The organism is Nodosilinea sp. LEGE 07298, assembly GCF_015207265.1.
Taxonomy (GTDB): domain Bacteria; phylum Cyanobacteriota; class Cyanobacteriia; order Phormidesmidales; family Phormidesmidaceae; genus Nodosilinea.
Genome location: NZ_JADEXE010000112.1, coordinates 1 through 19,048, shown reverse-complemented (window position 1 = coordinate 19,048; position 19,048 = coordinate 1). Strand labels below are relative to the sequence as shown.

The 19,048-nt window shown below is 55.8% G+C and carries 16 protein-coding genes and 1 tRNA gene; 14 read left to right on the top strand and 3 right to left on the bottom strand.

Annotated elements, in window-relative coordinates; translation table 11 throughout:
- The 4 genes from IQ273_RS16180 to IQ273_RS16170 form a co-directional block, all read left to right on the top strand.
- On the top strand, positions 1-314 hold a 314-nt coding region (locus IQ273_RS16180; RefSeq protein WP_194024202.1), incomplete at its 5' end, for a DUF92 domain-containing protein.
- A 464-nt stretch (positions 315-778) separates the two neighbouring features.
- Positions 779-904 (top strand): hypothetical protein, encoded by a 126-nt coding sequence (locus IQ273_RS34410; RefSeq protein WP_255534522.1) that lies wholly within the window; start codon positions 779-781, stop codon positions 902-904.
- A gap of 343 nt (positions 905-1,247) precedes the next feature.
- A complete protein-coding gene (locus IQ273_RS16175) occupies positions 1,248-3,821 on the top strand; it encodes a bifunctional diguanylate cyclase/phosphodiesterase (protein WP_194024201.1) in 2,574 nt (857 codons plus the stop codon).
- A 275-nt stretch (positions 3,822-4,096) separates the two neighbouring features.
- Entirely contained in the window at positions 4,097-4,465 is a 369-nt protein-coding gene (locus IQ273_RS16170; RefSeq protein ID WP_194024200.1) for a thioredoxin domain-containing protein, read from the top strand.
- Between the two features lie 103 nt (positions 4,466-4,568).
- Here the strand turns inward: IQ273_RS16170 and ribD are convergent, their stop codons facing one another.
- Complete coding sequence (ribD, locus tag IQ273_RS16165; RefSeq protein ID WP_313898148.1) at positions 4,569-5,717, bottom strand: bifunctional diaminohydroxyphosphoribosylaminopyrimidine deaminase/5-amino-6-(5-phosphoribosylamino)uracil reductase RibD; 1,149 nt, start codon at positions 5,715-5,717, stop codon at positions 4,569-4,571.
- Between the two features lie 133 nt (positions 5,718-5,850).
- Here ribD and IQ273_RS16160 point away from each other — a divergent pair, with 133 nt between their 5' ends.
- The 3 genes from IQ273_RS16160 to IQ273_RS16150 all read left to right on the top strand — a co-directional run bounded on the left by IQ273_RS16160 (position 5,851) and on the right by IQ273_RS16150 (position 9,452).
- Positions 5,851-7,008, top strand: coding sequence for a DegT/DnrJ/EryC1/StrS aminotransferase family protein (locus tag IQ273_RS16160; protein ID WP_194024199.1), 1,158 nt, complete (start codon positions 5,851-5,853; stop codon positions 7,006-7,008).
- A 256-nt stretch (positions 7,009-7,264) separates the two neighbouring features.
- On the top strand, positions 7,265-8,971 hold the full coding sequence (locus IQ273_RS16155) for an AarF/ABC1/UbiB kinase family protein (RefSeq protein WP_194024198.1): 1,707 nt from the start codon (positions 7,265-7,267) through the stop codon (positions 8,969-8,971).
- Positions 8,972-9,089: 118 nt separating this feature from the next.
- On the top strand, positions 9,090-9,452 hold the full coding sequence (locus IQ273_RS16150) for a hypothetical protein (RefSeq protein ID WP_313898147.1): 363 nt from the start codon (positions 9,090-9,092) through the stop codon (positions 9,450-9,452).
- Positions 9,453-9,559: 107 nt separating this feature from the next.
- Here the strand turns inward: IQ273_RS16150 and IQ273_RS16145 are convergent, their stop codons facing one another.
- Entirely contained in the window at positions 9,560-11,314 is a 1,755-nt protein-coding gene (locus IQ273_RS16145) for a PAS domain-containing sensor histidine kinase (protein ID WP_194024197.1), read from the bottom strand.
- Positions 11,315-11,468: 154 nt separating this feature from the next.
- Here IQ273_RS16145 and IQ273_RS16140 point away from each other — a divergent pair, with 154 nt between their 5' ends.
- Positions 11,469-13,394: a DMT family transporter gene (locus IQ273_RS16140; RefSeq protein WP_228053162.1), complete on the top strand. Its 1,926-nt coding sequence runs from the start codon at positions 11,469-11,471 to the stop codon at positions 13,392-13,394.
- Between the two features lie 115 nt (positions 13,395-13,509).
- Here the strand turns inward: IQ273_RS16140 and IQ273_RS16135 are convergent.
- Positions 13,510-13,596: transfer RNA gene (locus IQ273_RS16135), tRNA-Ser, on the bottom strand.
- Positions 13,597-13,788: 192 nt separating this feature from the next.
- Here IQ273_RS16135 and IQ273_RS16130 point away from each other — a divergent pair.
- The 6 genes from IQ273_RS16130 (at position 13,789) to IQ273_RS16105 (ending at position 19,046) form a co-directional block, all read left to right on the top strand.
- The gene (locus IQ273_RS16130) at positions 13,789-14,157 is read left to right on the top strand and encodes a 2Fe-2S iron-sulfur cluster-binding protein (RefSeq protein WP_194024204.1); all 369 of its coding nucleotides are present in this window, start codon (positions 13,789-13,791) and stop codon (positions 14,155-14,157) included.
- Between the two features lie 62 nt (positions 14,158-14,219).
- Positions 14,220-15,053 carry an inositol monophosphatase family protein gene (locus tag IQ273_RS16125; protein ID WP_194024196.1) on the top strand — a complete coding sequence of 278 codons (834 nt, stop codon included), beginning with the start codon at positions 14,220-14,222 and terminating at the stop codon, positions 15,051-15,053.
- Between the two features lie 142 nt (positions 15,054-15,195).
- A complete protein-coding gene (locus IQ273_RS16120) occupies positions 15,196-16,155 on the top strand; it encodes a J domain-containing protein (RefSeq protein ID WP_194024195.1) in 960 nt (319 codons plus the stop codon).
- Positions 16,155-17,417, top strand: a complete 1,263-nt coding sequence (locus tag IQ273_RS16115; protein WP_194024203.1) for an ATP phosphoribosyltransferase regulatory subunit — start codon at positions 16,155-16,157, stop codon at positions 17,415-17,417. The genes IQ273_RS16120 and IQ273_RS16115 overlap by 1 nt, the downstream gene beginning before the upstream one ends.
- Before the next feature lie 141 nt (positions 17,418-17,558).
- Positions 17,559-17,786: a ferredoxin family protein gene (locus IQ273_RS16110; RefSeq protein ID WP_194024194.1), complete on the top strand. Its 228-nt coding sequence runs from the start codon at positions 17,559-17,561 to the stop codon at positions 17,784-17,786.
- A gap of 159 nt (positions 17,787-17,945) precedes the next feature.
- Positions 17,946-19,046: a cell wall metabolism sensor histidine kinase WalK gene (locus tag IQ273_RS16105; RefSeq protein WP_194024193.1), complete on the top strand. Its 1,101-nt coding sequence runs from the start codon at positions 17,946-17,948 to the stop codon at positions 19,044-19,046.
- The last annotated feature ends 2 nt before the right edge of the window (positions 19,047-19,048 follow it).

Genomic DNA, 19,048 nt, shown 5'->3' with positions numbered 1-19,048 from the left:
CCTTTCTGATCACCTCCCTAAAGCCAGTGCCCGCCGGTACCGAAGGGGCCGTTAGTCTTGAGGGCACTCTGGCCGGCGTGGGAGGGTCAGCGATTATGGCGCTGGTAGGCTGGGGGGTGGGGCTAATTGGTTTTTGGGAAATTGGCCTTTGCCTGGTGGCTGCTTTTCTGGCCACCACCCTAGAAAGCCTGATTGGCGCTACCCTCCAGCCTCGATTTAGCTGGCTGACCAACGAGGTCGTTAACGGCATTAATACGTCGACAGGCGCTGTCCTGGGGCTTTTGCTTGGCCTGGCCTTAGTCCAGATCGGCTAATGCTGATCTCACTAACCCAAAATTCTGTAAACCTACTTCCGTGAATCTACTGATGATGCGGCCAAGGTTTTATTCAGGGCGTTGGGCCAGCTAGTGCTGACTGTAGCTCTGTTCGTCAAAATCCGGAAGTTTCCAGGAAAATTTACAAAATCCTGATAGTTTTTTCGTTGTAACGTTAGAGATCCCGTAAATTCCCGTAACACTAAGTTCCGTGGGTCCTCTGTCGATGGTTTGGACCAACTTCGGCCTTAATGAGATATAAGCTTCGCTGGTAAACCTTGGTCAACATCTCAGCCATGGTCAGAGAATGCCTGGATCATTAATGTTGTTTAGGGAGCGTCTACCTTCAGGCTTGATTCGTTGAGCCTGAGGTCATAACGATACATCTTATGCAAACTTCGCTAGGACACACCGCGCGTTCTTACTACTCGGTTCTCGCCGTAGGGGTACTATCGCTAACCGTCATGGTAATTTTTCAGGCATTTGGCATGGAATCTGTTGCCAGCGCCGATAACCGAGATGAGTTTCCAGGTCGCCGTCAGGGTGGTGGCACTCACTGGGTTAGCCCCCATCCAGCGCAGGTAAGATAGCAGCGCTTCCTCTCCTAGGGCTGAGGCGGCAGGGGATGCTGGTTAACCAGAATAATGAAAACTCGATTTAGTGGCGGCAGATTCTCATTGGAATCTGCCGCCACTAATGTTTAAGACAGATGTTTAGTCCGGGGCTGAGCCTGGCCCACTAAGCTACGGATATAAACTCGGTCCAATAAGAAAGCTGTCGCCTTGGCAGAAGGATCGTTCATCTGGGCATGCTTAACAACAGTCCTGTGCCGTCACTAGCACTCTAAAGCGCTAGTGACGGCACAGGATACTGGGTGTGCTACCTGAGACATTTTCCGTCGTTTAGTTTTTGTCTTTCAAAGGCCCAGCAATTGTGAAAGCGACGATTAATAGAATAGGCCACCGGCTGCGCCGTGGCGTAGTACCTCAGGTGCTCCACTGGTGGGGGGGGGCTCCCCTCAACACTGGCGGCAAGATTGTGCTGTTGACCAGCCTACTGTCCAGCGTCTTGGTTACCGGGGTAAAGCTGCTGAATGTTTTAGAACCAGCGGAACTATTTTTATTTGATCAAGTAGTGCGATGGTCAGAGACCGGCTCTGAAGGGCCATCGCGCCCTAGTCAAAACCTCGATCCCCGTATGACTATTGTGGGCATTACTGAGGCCGATATTCGCCAGTATGGCTGGCCCCTTACGGATGACCTGCTGGCTGAGGTGATTCAAACCCTTCAGGCTCAAGACCCCAAAGTAGTTGGCCTAGACCTCTACCGAAGTACCCTGCGGCCGCCAGGTTCGACCGACCTGATTGAGTCATTGACAGCACCGAATCTCATTGCCATTATGAACGTGGGCAGTACCCAGGGTCAGGGTGAAGTGCCTGCTCCCCCTACCGTTGAGCCAGAGCGGGTAGGGTTCAACGATTTTCCCACTGACTCCGATGGGGTCATTCGCCGGAACTTAGTCTTTGTGCGCAGCTCTGAGGGCGGCTACTACTCCTTTGCCCTGCGAGTGATTATGGCCTACCAGGGCTATGCCTCTACAGACCTAAGGGCAGAGGAAAACCACCTATTTTTGGGCGATCGCGCCATTCGAGTGCTCTCTACCCGCGATGGCGGCTACCAAAACGTCGATAGCAGCGGTTATCAGATCTTGCTGCGCTACCGTACCGATCAAATGCCCGCCCGCCACCTCTCCATTAGCCAGGTGTTGAGCCATCAGTTTGACCCCGATTGGATCAACGGCAACATTGTCCTGATTGGTACTACCGCTGCCAGCCTTAAAGACCGCTTTTACACCCCCTTTAGCTTTAACCAAGACGAAGAGCTAACCATGCCTGGGGTAGTTATCCACGGTCAAATGGTTCGACAGCTGCTAGATATCGTCACCGGGCAGCCTGCTCACTACAGGTTTCTACCCCCCTGGGCCGAGGGGCTCTGGCTCTGGGGCTGGTGTCTGGTTGCCAGTAGCCTAGTTTGGATTGTCAAAGGCCCCAGTGGACTGTTGCTGTCTAGCAGTGTGCTACTGGGGGGAGTAGGTATGGGGGGCTGGCTGGCCGTCAACGGGCTGGTATGGCTGCCTCTGGCTGAACCTGCCACCGGTATAGTGACTGCCATAACGGTAGTACTGGCCTATAAGCTGCTTTATCGCACTACCCACGACTCCCTGACTGGCCTACCTAATCGCGAAGCGTTTATGGGCACGATTCAGCAGGCCCTTTACCACCGTCAAAGCACCGAGAAGCCTGTGATTGTAGCTTTCATGGGCATCGATCGCTTCAAGGTTATCAACGAAAGCCTGGGCCACCAGGTCGGCGATGAGGTGCTGCAACTGATGGCCCAGCGACTGGTACAGCACATGCCCCCCGAAGCCCGGGTGGCCAGAGTCGGGGGAGATGAATTTGCGCTACTGCTGACCCATTTATCCAGTTCCGCCGCCGGAGAGCTAATGGATCGGCTACAGTATGCCCTTTCAGAACCGCTTACCCTCCATGGCCAAAAATTGCCCAGCACGCTTAGCATTGGGGTAGCTATTAGTCAGCCTGGCCTAGAGCATAAGCCCGCCGACCTGTTACGCGATGCCCATACGGCTATGTACCGGGCTAAGGTTTTGGGCAAGTCGCGGTTTGAGGTGTTTGCGGCTGGCATGCTTACCGAGGCTGTTAACCGACTTCAGCTCGAAAGCGATCTAATCAACGCCCTCGACGACCAGGAGTTTTTGCTGTACTACCAGCCCATTATTAACCTCAAAACCGGTGAACTGGCCGGATTTGAGGCTTTAGTACGATGGCACCAGAAAGATCGTGGGTTTGTGCTGCCCAGTGCTTTTATTCCGGCGGCAGAAGAAACTGGGTTGATCATGGCTTTGGGGCAGTGGATTTTTCGAGAGGCCTGTCGGCAACTGCACCACTGGCATACGCTGTTTCCCCACTATCGTCACCTGACCATGAGCATTAACTTGTCTAACCGGCAGTTTGGGCAGGCCGATTTGATCAACCAAATCGAGGCTGCCCTGCAGGAAACCCAGGTGGATGGCCACTGTGTACGGCTAGAAATTACTGAAAGCATGGTGATGGGCGATGTCGATGCCGCCATTGATCTAATGTTGAAGCTAAAGTCCCTTGACTTGAAGCTGGCCATTGATGACTTTGGTACTGGCTACTCTTCCCTCAGCTATCTGCACCGGTTTCCAATGGATACTTTGAAGGTAGACAAATCTTTTGTGGGTCGCTTAGAGAAAAGTAACGAGGACCGAGCCATCATCAACACTATTTTGACCCTAGGCCAAAAGCTGGGTATGGATGTAGTAGCGGAGGGAGTAGAAACGGCTACCCAGGTCGCTATTCTACGGCAGGAGGGATGCGACTATGGTCAGGGCTATTTCTTTGCCAAGCCGCTGCCCGCTGCCAGTGCTCTAGAGTTACTTCAACAGCATCAACCCCTAGAGTGCTAGGCCTGGAAAGGCGATCGCAGTGAGTTCAGGCTCCGTAGTCAGCTGCATCGAAATATACACGACCAGCCACCGCTGCTAGCGCATCTGGTTAGGGGCCGTGTTAGGACTTTGGCACAATCCTTGATCTTGCCCATTAACTTCCATTCTCAACTGGTCTACAATGATCCCAATAGCAACCGCGAATATTTTCCAACTACCTTCGAACGTTAAAGTTATCTGTGGGCCTCTCTAGGGAGCGACCCGGATGGTTAGTTAAGCTCTTTTTTATATAGTCGATGTCAATGTCTGTTGGCGAAGCCACGTTTAGAGCAGCCGTACTTGAGTCTGAACTGCCTGTGCTGGTTCATTTCTGGGCTCCTTGGTGTGGGCTCTGTAAATTGATCACTCCAGTTTTACAGAGCTTTCAGACCGAGTGGAACGATCATGTGCGGCTGATCGATATCAATGCTGATGAAAACCTGCGGCTGGCCAGTACCTACCGCCTCTCCAATTTGCCCACTTTGCTGCTGTTTGACCAGGGTGAGGTTTATCAACGAATTGAGTCTTTTCGCGGCAAAGATGACTTGCGGCTGGCGCTAGACGCTTTTATGCGTAAGCGTGAGCTGATCTATGATATTCCGAGGCTGGTCCGCATTTACCCCTAGCGCCCTATCCCAACCGCACCAGTCAGTTTTGACTACCCTGGACAGCCTTATTGCGGTGAGACTACGGCAAGAATCATAGCGGTATTATCTTGGCCATAAGCTACTAGTCCAAGGCTGGAGGGCACAGGTACGCTTCCAGCAGTAGGTCATCTCCTAAAGTTCGCCAGGTCGTGCGCTCTAAAGCAAGGGCTTGGCCCATGTGCTGAATGCCTAGATCGCCAACCGGACCTGGAGCGGCCTCACCGCCGACGAGCTTAGGTGCTACAAACGCCCATAGCTTATCAATTACGCTATCTTTAATGGCTTCAGCGGCTAGACGGCCTCCACATTCCCACAGCACGACTGCACAGCCTCGTTGGTAGAGCTGGTTGGTAACGAGCCTGGGAGTTAAGGTCGGCAATGCTACTACCTCCACCCCTTGGGCCGTTAGTTGTTGTTGTTGGGCTGGGTCAGCCTGGGCGGTGGTAAACACGACCGTCGGGACAGCTTGGGTGTGCCATAGGTTGGCTTGGTCAGGGAGATCGAGGCGGCGGCTCATTACCACCCGTAGTGGATTATGAGAACTGTGCCCGTGGCTGGTCAGCCGAGGGTTGTCGCGGCGGACAGTATTGCCGCCCACGACCACGGCATCGCAAGTGGCTCGCAGCTGATGGACAGCAGCCCGAGCCACTGGACCAGTAACCCAGGCACTGTGGCCGCTGGTAGCTGCAATTTTGCCGTCTAGGGTCATGGCGTATTTCAGCAGTCCCAGGGGGCGGTGGCAGGTTACCCGCTGCACAAAAGCTTCATTGAGACGTTGGCAAGCGGCTTCTTCTACCCCAACCTTGACTTCAATGCCGGTCTGGCGCAGGCGCTGAATGCCCGACCCCGACACTCTAGGATCGGGGTCAACCATGCCCACCACTACCTGGCTAATGCCCGCCCGAATGATCGCTTCGGTACAAGGGGGAGTGCGCCCCGTATGGTTACAGGGTTCTAGGTTGACATAGAGAGTCGCCCCTTTGGCCCTGCCCCCCGCCTGGGCCAAGGCAAACACCTCGGCATGGGGCTGTCCAGCCCCTGGGTGAAAGCCTTCTCCTACCACTACGCCTTGATTGAGCACCACGCAACCAACCATTGGGTTGGGGGCAGTTTGACCGGCAGCGAGGCTGGCCAGTTCTAAACAGCGATGCATCCAGCGGGTATGGACGTTTGGATTGGATAATTCTTGGGGAAAACCTAAAGTGGAGAAAAAACCGGGTAGATCAGTCAAGTAAATCTCCTGGCCCAGCGGGGCCACAGCATAGAGGTATTAGGCTTGTGCTTATTGCTGAGGGCCTCCGCTGGCCCCGATGCAGACTTGGGGTAGGGTAAACTAGGCCTATCCACTAGGTGAGTGTGAGCGAGTGAGTGTAATTCCTCCTGTTGATCTTACGGAGCAGTTTCGAACAATTCAATCTGATGTAAATGCTGCCGTGGCCGAGGTGCTGGCCTCTGGACAATACATCAATGGGCCAATCGTCGAAACCTTTGCCCAAGCTTTCGGTAATTATGTGGGTTCAGAGCAGTGCATTGTGTGTAATTCTGGCACTGATGCCTTGTATTTGGCGCTGCGAGCCTTAAACATCGGCCCTGGCGATCAGGTAATTACCTCGCCTTTTACGTTTATTGCGACGGCTGAGGCGATTAGCGCGGTGGGGGCCACGCCGGTTTTTGTCGATATTGACCCCAACACGTTCAACTTAGATGTGGCCAAGATTGAGGCTGCTATTGGCGATCGCACCCGAGCGATTATGCCCGTTCATCTGTTTGGTCGACCCGTCGATATGGGGCCAGTGATGGATCTGGCTACCCGTTACGACCTGACGGTAATCGAAGACTGTGCCCAGGCCACTGGAGCCGAATGGATGGGGCAGCAAGTTGGGAGCATTGGCCATGTCGGCTGTTTTAGCTTTTTCCCGACCAAAAACCTGGGAGGCTGCGGCGATGGCGGGGCGCTAACCACCAATGACGAAACCCTTGCTGCCACCGCTCGTATGCTACGCGAGCACGGCAGCCGGGTTAAATATCACCACGAAGCAATTGGCGTAAATAGCCGACTAGATTCGATTCAGGCTGCCATTTTAGCGATTAAACTTCGCCACCTCGATACCTGGAACCAAAAGCGGGGGCAGGTTGCCGATCGCTATCACGCCCTGCTAGAGCCAGTAACCGAGGTAGTGCGTCCGCTACCTGTGACCTTTGGTCGCTCGGTATGGAACCAGTACACCCTACGCCTGCCTCAGGCCACCGCTGAAGGTCAGGAGCGCAACCAGGTACAGCAGTTAATGCGCGAGGCGGGGGTAATTTGCATGGTCTACTATCCTCTGCCGCTGCACCTCCAGCCGGTCTATAGCCAGCTGGGCTACCGACCTGGCGATCTGCCCCAGACTGAGGCTGCCGCTCATCAAGTGCTGTCGCTACCGATGTTTCCAGAATTGGGAGAAGCTGCCCAAGTTCAGGTAGTACAGACACTGAAGGACTGCTTGGCCCAGGTGGGGCTCAAGACCGCGCAGTATTGCTAACTTTAGGTTTGAATCTAGCTGAGTCAGGGCCAGGCAAAACCCCTCAACCGGAAACCTGGCTTAGCTGAGTCAAAGTTGTTTGTAGTTTCTTATACTATGCTTAAGGTAGATTAACCCAGCTTAGGGGTTTTCGATCGCCGCTTGCCGCCACGCCCTCTTGGCTTGTTAATGGGGTCTGTTGCTGGCAGCTGTTGGCCAGCGATAGCCCCACCGATTAGGGCAGCACCGTACAGTGACGTAAGGGGCAATTGGCGCAGTGGCAGCTATAGATCCAGCTTTATTGGGTACCTACGACGCAGCGGCGATCGCCCGCTACTATCGCTGGCGGCTAGGTAGCTTGGGTTGGCGAATTTTACAAATTTTGTGGTGGTTGGGCACCTTTGTGCTGGGCCTGCAGAGCGATCGCTGGCTGAGTCGAGAGGCCCAAAACCGCCCTCGTCGGGCAGCCCAGCTGCGTCAGGTGCTCACCAACCTGGGGCCAACCTTTATTAAAGTGGGCCAGGCTCTTTCGACCCGGCCCGACCTGGTTCGACAAGATTTTCTCGATGAGCTGACTAAACTGCAAGACCAGCTGCCACCCTTTCCCACTGCCGAGGCGATGGCGATTATTGAGGCAGAGCTAGACTACAGTCCTCAAGAGATTTTTAGTACCCTGTCGCCTTTGCCGGTAGCGGCAGCGAGCCTGGGGCAGGTATATCGGGGGCAGTTGTTTTCTGGCGAAGAAGTGGCTGTTAAGGTGCAGCGGCCTAACCTCCGCCCCGTGCTGTGCCGCGACCTTTACCTAATGCGTTGGGCGGCGGGCTGGCTAGGTGTGTTTCTGCCTCTCAACCTAGGGCACGACCTGACCCTGATTGTGGATGAGTTTGGTACCAAGCTGTTTGAGGAAATCGACTACCTCAACGAAGGCCATAATGCCGAACGATTTGCCGCCAACTTTAAGGAAGACAGCACCGTTAAGGTACCAATTATCTACTGGCCCTACTGTAGCCGACGGGTTCTTACCCTGGAATGGATTGATGGGTGCAAGCTCACCGATATGGTGTCGCTGCAAAGAGGCAATCTTGACCCCGACCGGCTGATTGAAATTGGCGTTACCGCCGGATTGCGACAGCTGCTGGAGTTTGGCTTCTTCCACGCCGACCCCCACCCCGGCAATCTGTTTGCCCTAGCCGATGGCCGAATGGCCTATATCGATTTTGGCATGATGGATCAGCTCGACCAGATCACGAAAGAAACCCTGGTAGACGCTGTCGTACACCTAATCAACCAAGACTTCGACAATCTGGGTAAAGACTTTGTCAAACTGGGCTTTTTAACCCCTGATACCGACCTCGGCCCCATTGTGCCTGCCCTCAATCGAGTTCTGGGTGATGCTCTGGGGGCAAAGGTCAGCGATTTCAACTTCAAAACCGTTACCGACCAATTTTCGGAGCTCATGTATGAGTACCCGTTTCGGGTACCCGCTAAGTTCGCCCTGATCATTCGCTCCCTAGTTACCCAGGAAGGGCTGGCTCTGAGCCTCAACCCCAACTTTAAAATTATTAATGTGGCTTACCCCTACGTGGCCCGCCGTCTGCTGCTGGGCGAAACCCCAGCGCTCCGGCAGCGGCTGCTTGAGGTGCTGTTTCAGGACGGGCAGCTGCAGTGGGACCGCTTGGAGAACATGCTGGCGATCGCCCGTGGCGATACTGGATTTGACCTGTTACCGACGGCGGGCTTAGGCATTCGCTATGTGATGTCAGAGGAGGGCGCACACCTCCGACAGATGATTGTGCTGGCTCTGACAGAGGATGATCGTCTGCACACCCAGGAGGTGCAGCGGCTGTGGGCCTTGGTCAAAGACGAAATTACCTTTGATCGAGTGCTGGGTGTAGCCTGGGGCGCACTGACAAACTATTCCTTAGAACGGGCTGAGCAGCTAGTGCCAGCGGTGGGCGACTTACGCCAGGTTCTGCAACCCTAAGCGTTAGGGGGGCTTGGGCGCTAGATTGATGAGTTTTACGTTTTCAATCTGTCGGCCTGGGTGCAGCTCTCCCTTATAATCAGGAGAAGTAAATTATTGTTTCGTTTTTCTTAGGCCTGTGTACCCACAACCGCCCTACGTTTTATTTTTGGCTGGATTTTTGGCTGCGGTGACTTCGGGCTATGCCTTCAGTACCGCGCTGCAGCAGTCGGTTAATGAATGGAACAGCAAACGCTCTACCCGTATTTTGGCTACTATGCGGGGGCCACAGCTACAAATTCCCTTTTTCGGCATTTGTGCCGGAGTCTGTATGTTTTTGGCCTCTGGCATTCAGCTATTTGGTTTTTCGGCCAAAGCCGCCTACGCCATGGGGGTGCCCATGACCCTGCTCAGCGGCTGGCTGATCTGGTCACAGCTCGGCAAAATTTTGCTGCTGATTGAAGAAGGCGGCTCTAAGGCGCTCGACCTAGATGCCTTTTAGCTAGCTAGTTAAGACAACGCATTTTTTGAAAAGAAAGTCCGTGCCCGAGGCGAATAATCGTTCGCCCTAAGTAGGATGCTGGCTGATTTAGCTGAGATGTTTCTGCACTAGGCCAGCGGCAGCGTTACCGTTACTTCGGTTCCATCAGTATTGGAACTAATCACCAGCTGTCCCTGGTGGGCTTCTACAATTCGCTTGGTGATGGCCAGGCCCAGGCCATTGCCAGAGGCTCTGGTGGTGAAGAACGGCTGAGTTAGTTTAGGCAGCAGCTCCGGCGCGATCGGTTCACCGTCGTTGTGAATGCTGATGACCACCTGTCCAGCGGCGGGAGGCTGCACTGCCCAGGTAATGGTTCCTGTCGCTGGGCAGGCATCGCGGGCGTTAGACAACAGGTTGATGAAGACCTGCTTGAGCTTGTCGCGATCGCCCCTGACATTAACGCCATAGGGCAGAGTTTTTAAGGCTAAAGGCGGTGGCTGACCGCTCGTATCTTGCTCTAACGTAGCGGCCAGATGCTGCACTAAACCATTGATCTCAATGGGTTCTGATACCAGGGCTGGGTCGCGAGAATACATCAAAATGCTATTCAGCAGCTTTTGCAGTCGCTCGGACTCTTCTAGAGCCAGGTCAAGCCGGGTTTGAAAGCGATCGGGGAGATCGAGCGATCGAAACGCGTTTAGCCCCAGCAGCACTGTAGTCAATGGGCTGCGCACCTCGTGAACAATCATCGCGGCCAGCTCGCCAATTTCGGCCAGGCGGGCCTGGGCTGCTTCGGAAGCCTTGCGATCGCGAATATCACGCGCCAGCGCTAGCCCGTAGCGATCGCCGCCCAGGTCTAATAGCCCCAGGCGTACCTCCACCGGAAAGCCGGTGCCATCTTTGCGCTGATGCCAGCCCTCGATGGTCTGAGGCACACCGGGTCTGAGCTGCTGCCAGATCGCCTCAAAATCAGCCTGGCTATGGGTGGTTTGAATATCCGTTACCGATAAATGCAGTAGTTCGTCGCGGCTGTAGCCCAGGCTCTCACAGGCATTTTGGTTGACATCGCAAACCTGTCCGGCGGCATCGACTACAAAAAACGCGTCCACCGCCTGCTCGACTAAGGTGCGAAATCGAGTCTCGCTCTGCTTGCGGGTGGCTACCGCAGCGGTAATCTGCCCAAACATCTGCTCAAACGCTGCAATCACATCGCCTAACTCGTCGGCACGGGCGTAGGGCAACGACGCGAAGGCCAAAGTTTGGGTGTCGCAGTCGTCGCCAATGGCCTGACCGGCGGTAGTTAAATCTTGCCGCAGCAGCATAATCGGCTTAATTAGCAGTCGCCGCAGCACCACTAGGGTGGCTCCGGTGACAAATATCGAGATAATCACCACCAGCCCGATAATACGACCAATAAACGCGAAGAACTCCCGCTGCACGCCGGTGGCATCGTGGCGCACAATCAGCACGTAGCGATCGCGCAGCGGCGGCATCTCCCAGGGGGCATCGTAGCGCTGTTGGCGACGATAATAGTGGTCGGGCCTCCAGCCCTGTGCGCTCTCTCCTAGCGTCAGCTGAGGCGCTTCGCCAAAGCTGCCTAACCGGGTGCCGTTCTGGTCATAGATGGCCCCGCCTAAAATTACCTGGTTGGTTTGCAGCCCCTGCAGGTAGTCAATCAGCATCTCGTCTTTGAGGTTGGCCAGGGTAGCCGCATCGAGCATTCCCAGGGCTTGGGCTGTAGATAGCGATCGCAGGTAGTTCAACAGCTCCCGTTCGCGCCGCATTACCGAGGGTACTAAAATCAGTACCTCAATGACGACAATGCTCAAAAACACCCAGTAGGCAATGCGTTTCGACAGCCTGGCCGTTAAAAAATCACCCATGGATTGCAGCTTCGAACTTAGCCAAACCATTCTAAATATGGCTCTACTAGAGATCTTTTTTGATTTTTTGAGCACAATACTAGCATTCGCGACAGTGCTGCCCTGCTGCCACCAACCGTCGTAGTCGATGATGCACCCTAAGAGACAGATACCCATGGGGCCTTCTGACCATCTACCTGATTCCTCTACTCCCCAGCCCGACTCCTCGTCGGCTGAGGCTATTTTGCGGGTGCTGGGCCACGACCTAGAGGCACTGCGTCACCAAGTCACCGGCTATTTAACCGACGACATTGCCCACCTTCAGGCCAAAAAGCAGCGGCTGATGGCCGATATTGAGGCCTTAGAGGGCGACTACGAAGCACTCCAGGGTCAGCACCAGCAGCTCCAAACCACCTATACAGAAGGCCTTTCTCAGCAGCAGGTTGCTCAGCAGCAGGCCTGGGCTAAGCGCCTGGCGGTAGCCCTAGCTACCCACCTGCAGGGACGTCTAGAGACTGCCCTGGCCAACGCTTATCCCAATACCCTACAGGCTTCGCCACCTCACCTAGACGCTATTCCCCCTGCAACCACCGCTCTCCAAGGCTTGGCGGCGATCGATGCGACGCTTCAGAACACCCTAACGTCTCTACAGCAAGATTTGACCAGCTATCACAGCAGCCTTTCTCAGCAGATTAACCGCATGCAGAGCGTCGAGCAGCAGGGAGAAGCCATCCTAGAAGCCCTGGTGGCCCGACTCAGCCAGCAACTGCAGAGCCAGATGGCTCCGCCTCCGGCTACCCGCAATGGCTATAGTGCCTCATTTGCCGACGGTGATGCATTACCGGGGCCAGCGCTGCCGCCAAGAACCCACCGCAGCCCGCAGCCTGGCGTGGATCCAGAGGCGGTGGGTTCAGAGGCCGTGGGCACTCATCGCAATCCATCGCAGTCATCAGCCGCTATTCCCCAGTCGCCCCAGATCCGACCTCAGTCGTCCCAGTCTCGACGCTCAGAAACCACGACGTCGGGATCCATAATTCCTGAAGCGGGCAGTTTTCCCACCCCCGCCCAACTCCAGATGGGGCTAATACTGGTGGTACTGTCGACCCTGGCCCTATCGCTGCACAACGTAATTGTGGGCGTGATTGGCTACGGTGGCCAAATCTTCGGACGCATTCCCATTGAAGGGGTGCTGTCGCTGACGATTCCTAATTCGCTGCTGCTGCTGTGGTTGCGTATGGTGGTGGTCGTGCCGCTGCTGGTTCTGGTCGCGCCGCGCCTCTACCCTCGGGTGGGGAATGACCTAGAGCAGCTGTTTAAGAACACCGACCGACGGCCACTGGTGCAGGTGATAGCCAGCGGTGGCTTTTTGTTTTTGTCGCAGGTGTTGATTTATAAGGCCATTGCTGATGTTGGCCCTGGGGTGGCGGTAACGCTGCTGTTTATGTACCCGTTGATTACGGTGCCCCTGGCCTGGTTTTTATTTGGCGATCGCCCTACCCCCCTGCGGCTCGTCGTGATGTTCGCCATCAGCATGGGCATTGTGTTTACGGCTCTACCCCGCATCTATCGCGATATTACCGGCAGCGGCGTATCGCTGTGGGGGGTTGGAGCGGCGCTACTGGCCAGCGTTGCTTTTGCGCTCTTTTTAATTGCCATGCAGCTAAGCTTTAAGCGGCTGCACCCGGTATCGGTCAGCCTGCTGCAGTTTTCGACCATTTTTATTCTCACCAGCCTGATTTTAATTGTGGGATCATTCTTTGGGCTTGACCCCGGCCAACCCAGCCAGCCGGCAGGGCTCTACATTGGGGCTGGGCTGCTGGGGCTACTGACCCTGCTGGGATACCTGTTCAATAACTATGGTGTCAAGCTGCTGGGAGCTTCCCAGGCTTCGATTGTGGCGGCTAGCGGGCCAGTTGTGACCGCGCTCTTGGCCTATGTCATTACTCCAGGCGAAAAGTCGACCCTGCTGTTTATTCAGTGGATGGGCGTAATTTTGGTCACCCTAGGGGTAATTTCGCTTAGCCTAGAACGCTTGGCCAACCAGCGACGCCAGGCCAAGCGGCGCAGTGCAGTGCCCGCTAACACGGGGCAATGGCACTAAACCGGCGCTAGGCTAAGCCGCCTGGGCTACTCTAGTAGCGACAGCTTTGCTCGAAGGCCCAAAAGCCGACCTTAAAAGAGATCAGGCGATACTTTGGAAACCCTTGTAAAAAGAACGGAGAGAGAGGGATTCGAACCCTCGTTAGAGTCACCCCTAAACAGCATTTCCAGTGCTGCGCCTTCAACCGCTCGGCCATCTCTCCAGGGGGCGGTTCATCACCGCTGAGACGCTATCGTAGCAAACAATGGGGCGCGATAACAGAGTCAGGGTCGGATTTTAGGGTTGATTGGGTCTATTTGCCCAGGGGTAATTTTTCGTGCGAGCATGGGAAGGGCAGATCGAGGGGCGATCGCTCCCACTTTGCCAGTTTCTTTATAACGCCACCTCTGACCCCATGGCTCGCACCCACACCGTCACCATTCACCACCGCCAAACCGGGCGTATCTACACCGTAGAGGTGCCCGAAGACCGTTATATCCTTCAGTTTGCTGAAAGCCAGGGGGTAGAGTTGCCCTTTGCCTGCCGCAACGGGGCCTGCACCACCTGCGCCGTGCGTCTGCTGGAGGGCGAAGTCGACCAGCCCGAGGCCATGGGACTCTCGCCCGATCTGCGCCGCCAGGGTTATGCCCTGCTGTGTGTTAGCTACCCCCGCAGTGCCATTCAGGCCGAAACCCAGGACGAAGATGAAGTGTACGAACTTCAGTTTGGCCGTTACTTTGGCAAGGGCAAGGTGCGAGCGGGCCTGCCGCTAGAGGACGATTAAGATGATGACTGGCCTGACTGGCCTCTCTCTAGCGATCGCGACACCTTCTCCCCTCGTCTCCTATGTCCCTTCCCTCCGAATCTGATTTACAGCGCTGGCTCGACAGCGCCACCGAAGCAGCCCTGGCCGCCGGAGCCGTGCTCCAGCACCACTGGGGCAACCTGACCAGCATTGACGAAAAAGGGCGATCGGGCGACTTAGTTACTGAGGCCGACCGAGGAGCCGAAGCCGCCGTAATGACGGTACTAGAGCGGCACCTACCTGCCGATCACGACATTTTGGCCGAAGAATCTGGGGTGATTAGGGGGCGCGAGGCCAGTCTGCTGTGGGCGATCGACCCGCTAGATGGCACCACTAACTACACCCACCAGTACCCCTTTTGCGCGGTTTCCATTGGTCTACTGGCCGAGGGAAAGCCGGTGCTGGGCGTTATCTATGACCCCATTCATCGCGACTTATTTCGCGCGGCGGCGGGGCTAGGGGCCACCCTCAACCGTCGCCCTATTCATGTCTCTAGCACTAGCCGCCTTGACCAGAGCCTGCTGGTAACGGGGTTTGCCTACGATCGCCGCGAAACCCCTGACAATAACTATGCTGAATTTTGCCACTTCACCCATCTGACCCAGGGCGTGCGCCGAGGCGGGGCCGCAGCCATTGACCTCGCCTACGTGGCCTGTGGGCGGCTGGATGGCTATTGGGAGCGAGGTCTGGCTCCGTGGGATATTGCAGCAGGTATTGCCCTGGTAGAAGAAGCGGGCGGTAAGGTTACCGCCTATGATGGCAGCCCGATGGATGTGATGGCTGGGCGACTGCTGGCCACCAATGGCCATTTGCACCAGGCGATGAGTCGTACTTTGGGGCAAATTAAACCTCTGGTGCTGCCGCCACTGGCCTAAAATACATAGCTCCGACCTGAGGTTTAGCCAGTTATCTACCTGTAAAAACCGCTGGGGCTGGTTAAACTTAGGTTGGCTGGGTAGAGTGAAGAATATTTCACCCGTAACTATGTTCCCTAAGCCGTCCCTCCGGTAGATGACCATGAAACCAGATCAAGGGCTGTTTCAATCTGACTTTGACGACCATCACGCGGTGTTGGGGGTGCCTATTAGTGCCGATGCTAAAGTTGTGCGCAAGCGCTACTTGACCATTGCTCGTAAACTACATCCCGATAGTTTGTCAGGAGCGTCTGCTGCCGAGGCTCAGCAGGCGAGTGAGGTTCTCTCTAAGCTGGTCAACCCCGCCTACGAAGCCCTGAGCCAGGAGAAATCAAGCACCGAGCATGGGCTAATTCTCAAACTCAAAGGCCAAACCCTGCGCCGCACCGGAACGGCTCCGGCAGTAACTTCAACGGCAGCCCAAGATTTGCTCAAAGCGCCTCACATTGATGCGGCCTATCGCCAAGCGGTCAATGGTCTGGCTGCGCAGCAGTTTGACCAGCTAGAGGCCATCTCTGAGGTAATCGGTTCCCTCAGCGAGCTGAATCTGGTCTATCTATACCGCAGTACGGCCAGCGATCGCACCTCAGCGAGCTCTGCTACCGCTTCGACTCGCACTGCGGCCACTCGGTCTCAATCGGCCTCAGCTAACTCGGCCGCACCCCCCTCGCCTCGACAAAACCAGGCCGCTATTTTAGATAGTTATGTCAATCGGGCTCAGGAGTATGAGCTAAACAAAGACTATAGCCGAGCGATTTTAGAGCTACGAGAGGCTATCAAGACCTATCCCAACGACGGCACTTGCCACAGCTATCTATCGACCCTGTACCTAAAAGCTGGTCAGGGCACCATGGCTCGCATCCACGCCAAACGGGCCTTAGAGATTAACCCCAATGATGAACGGGCAAAGGCCGTCCAGGCCAGGGTTGATAAATCGTCTGGGGCAGCCTCCAGCGGCGCTCAGAGCGCTAATGCAAAAGCCTCTAACCTCAAATCGGCTGCCAAGGGATCACCTGACAAAGGGGGCGGTTTCTTTGGTCTGTTTGGAGGCAAGAAAAAGTGATTACCTACCAACCTCCCGTCGGCGCGCGCGATCTACTACCGCTGGATGTCGCCCAAAAACACTGGATTGAAAATCGCCTGGAGCAGGTATTTCAGCGATGGGGCTACCACCGCATCATTACTTCTACTGTAGAGGTAATGGATACGTTAATGGCCGGTGGGGCTATTGATCAAGCTGCCGTGATTGAGCTACAACCCGTAGCCGGTAAGCGCCTAGGCCTGCGACCTGAGCTGACTGCATCAATCGCCCGTACCGCTGTCACCCGCTTAGCCAGAGTGACCTACCCCCAGCGGTTGTACTACAACGCCAACGTCTTTCGCCAGGCCACCCAGGCCAGCCACGGTGGCCAGCAGGAGTTTTACCAGGCTGGTGTAGAGCTGTTAGGGGCCGGGGCTACGGTGGCCGATGCCGAGATCGTGCTGCTGCTGCTAGATTGCCTTCACAACCTACACCTTGACTCCTGGTGTTTAATTTTGGGCGATGCCCAGTTGACCCAGGCGCTGCTGGCTCCCTTTAGCCCTGACCAGCGGCAGGCTGTCCGCCAGGCCCTGGCCTCCCTTGACCGGGTGGCTCTAGAGGCGATCGACCTGACTCCCGAGCTGCACCAGCATGCCCTCAATTTGCTTGACATGCGGGGCCACCCTGAAGACGTACTCCAAGCCCTTGGGCAGCTCCCATTAGGCAGTGATACTCAGGCTGCAGTAGAGCGGCTCAAGTCGCTGGTGGCCCTGGTGCGCGAGGTTACCCAGACCCAGGACAATAGCCAGCGATTGACTCCAGGGGGCGATCGCTCCGCTCCAGCCCTGACCTTAGATCTGAGCCTAATTCAGCCCTTCGACTACTACACCGGTCTGGTGTTTGAAGTGGTCACTAGTCCCGAGCAAGGGTGTCAAGTGCTGGGCCAGGGAGGCCGCTACGACAATCTATTGGGAGTATTTCAAAACCAAGGCCAGGGGTTTCCGGGTATTGGTTTTGTGCTCAATATCGAGGCCCTGCACCAGACACTGCTGCCCACAGGCCATCTACCTCAAGATACGCCCCCGAGCGACTGGCTGGTGGTGCCCACCGTACCTCAGGCGGCGGCGGCGGCTTTTACCTATGCCCAAACCCTGCGAGCTTCGGCCAGCCTAGTCCGGGCTGAGGTGCACTTGGCCATCGATGAAGCGCCCGCCGCTATCCGCGCCCTAGCCCGTCAGCGTCACATTAGCCGCATCGCCTGGATTGGCCCCGACGGGTTGCCAGATATTGAAGCCCTGAACTAACGTAGGGGGTGGCTGCCGCCCTGCCCTAATTCCTGATAGGAAAAGGGTTCCAGGGCGTGGCAGTTTGATTATCTATACTGGGATCCTCCAGGTCTCGCAGATTGTTTTGTGCCTGTTATTTTATGTCTGTAAGGAGAGATTGTGGCCCACACCATTGTGACTAACGTTTGTGAAGGGGTAGCCGACTGCGTCGATGCCTGTCCGGTCGCTTGTATTCATGAAGGACCAGGCAAAAACACCAAGGGCACCGACTGGTACTGGATTGACTTTTCCACCTGCATCGACTGCGGCATTTGCCTCCAGGTATGCCCAGTAGAGGGGGCCATTTTGTCTGAAGAACAGCCCGATTTGCAAAACACTCCTGCCTAAGAGCGTTCCAGCTTAAGGAATGTCCTAGTCAGAATGCTCACTCAGCCCATGCCTGTCGCCATGAAACCCCAGATGGGTATTTAGCTGGAACGCTTTAACCTGGTCTAGCCTGTAGGTCTGACCGACTCGTGTTCTGGGCTCAGCCCTAAGTTTTTTGTTATGGCCAAAGTTAGCCTGCGTAGTCGCCTGTTTCTCTCTCACCTGGCGGTGATGGGAATTGGCATTTTAACCTTGGCCATCATTGGCCGCCTCTATACTCCCCGACTCTTTGTGATTTCGCTAGAGCGCTACGAGAATGGGGTGCTCAGCGTGCAGCGTCGGACCCAGTTAGTCAAAGGGTTTGAGGCTGCCTGGAGCCGGGGTATGCTGTGGGCGATTTTAGTGGGGGGTGGCACGGCAGGGGGACTGAGTTACTGGGTGTCACGGCGAATCATTCGGCCGCTGGATCAAATGACTGAGGTGACGCGATCGTTTGCCTCAGGCCGTTTAGACTCCCGCGTACCGCCGTCAGAAATTTTAGAAATTCAGCGCTTGGCCAGCAGTTTTAATCGGATGGCCGCTGACCTAGAGGGGGTTGAGGAACACCGCCGTGAGCTGATTGGTGACCTGACCCACGAGTTGCGCACGCCGCTGACGATTATTCACGGCTATCTAGAAGGACTCGCTGATGGTACCGTCATCCCTGAGCCCGAGCTTTACCAACGGCTAGCGGGAGAAACAACTCGCCTCCAGCGCCTGGTGAATGACCTCCAGGAGCTGTCAAAGCTAGAGGCGGGCTATCTGCCCATTCAGGCGCAAACAGTGGCCCTGTGCCCGCTGCTAACGGCGGTGGTTCATCCTTTTAGCGATCAGTTTGTTAGCTCCGAGCGGATAGCCATCACTCTTCAGTGCCCCCCCGACCTGCCCCTGGTCAATGCTGACCCCAGTCGTATCGAGCAAATTGTGATCAATCTGCTGGGCAATGCGCTTCGCTATACCGAGAAGGGATCGGTAACGGTAAACGCCTGGGCTCAGCCGGGACGCGTTTACGTAAGCGTGGCCGATACCGGTATTGGCATTGCTGAGGAGGATGTGCCCTACGTGTTTGAACGGTTTTGGCGGGCCGATCGCTCCCGCAACCGCAGCTCTGGGGGCACTGGCCTGGGCCTTACGATTTGCCGCCGCCTAGTAGAGGTGCAGGGTGGCCAGATCGAGGTTAAGAGTCAGCTGGGCCAGGGGAGTGAGTTTACGTTTTGGCTGCCTCAGGCGGAGGGGAGTTGAGG

Excerpts from the sequence above, each read along its gene's own strand:
- IQ273_RS34410 (WP_255534522.1), top strand. The coding sequence starts at position 779 with ATGGTAATTTTTCAGGCATTTGGCATGGAATCTGTTGCCAGCGCCGAT.
- IQ273_RS16170 (WP_194024200.1), top strand. The coding sequence starts at position 4,097 with ATGTCAATGTCTGTTGGCGAAGCCACGTTTAGAGCAGCCGTACTTGAG.
- IQ273_RS16145 (WP_194024197.1), bottom strand. The coding sequence starts at position 11,314 with ATGGGTGATTTTTTAACGGCCAGGCTGTCGAAACGCATTGCCTACTGG.
- IQ273_RS16140 (WP_228053162.1), top strand. The coding sequence starts at position 11,469 with ATGGGGCCTTCTGACCATCTACCTGATTCCTCTACTCCCCAGCCCGAC.
- IQ273_RS16130 (WP_194024204.1), top strand. The coding sequence starts at position 13,789 with ATGGCTCGCACCCACACCGTCACCATTCACCACCGCCAAACCGGGCGT.
- IQ273_RS16125 (WP_194024196.1), top strand. The coding sequence starts at position 14,220 with ATGTCCCTTCCCTCCGAATCTGATTTACAGCGCTGGCTCGACAGCGCC.
- IQ273_RS16120 (WP_194024195.1), top strand. The coding sequence starts at position 15,196 with ATGAAACCAGATCAAGGGCTGTTTCAATCTGACTTTGACGACCATCAC.
- IQ273_RS16105 (WP_194024193.1), top strand. The coding sequence starts at position 17,946 with ATGGCCAAAGTTAGCCTGCGTAGTCGCCTGTTTCTCTCTCACCTGGCG.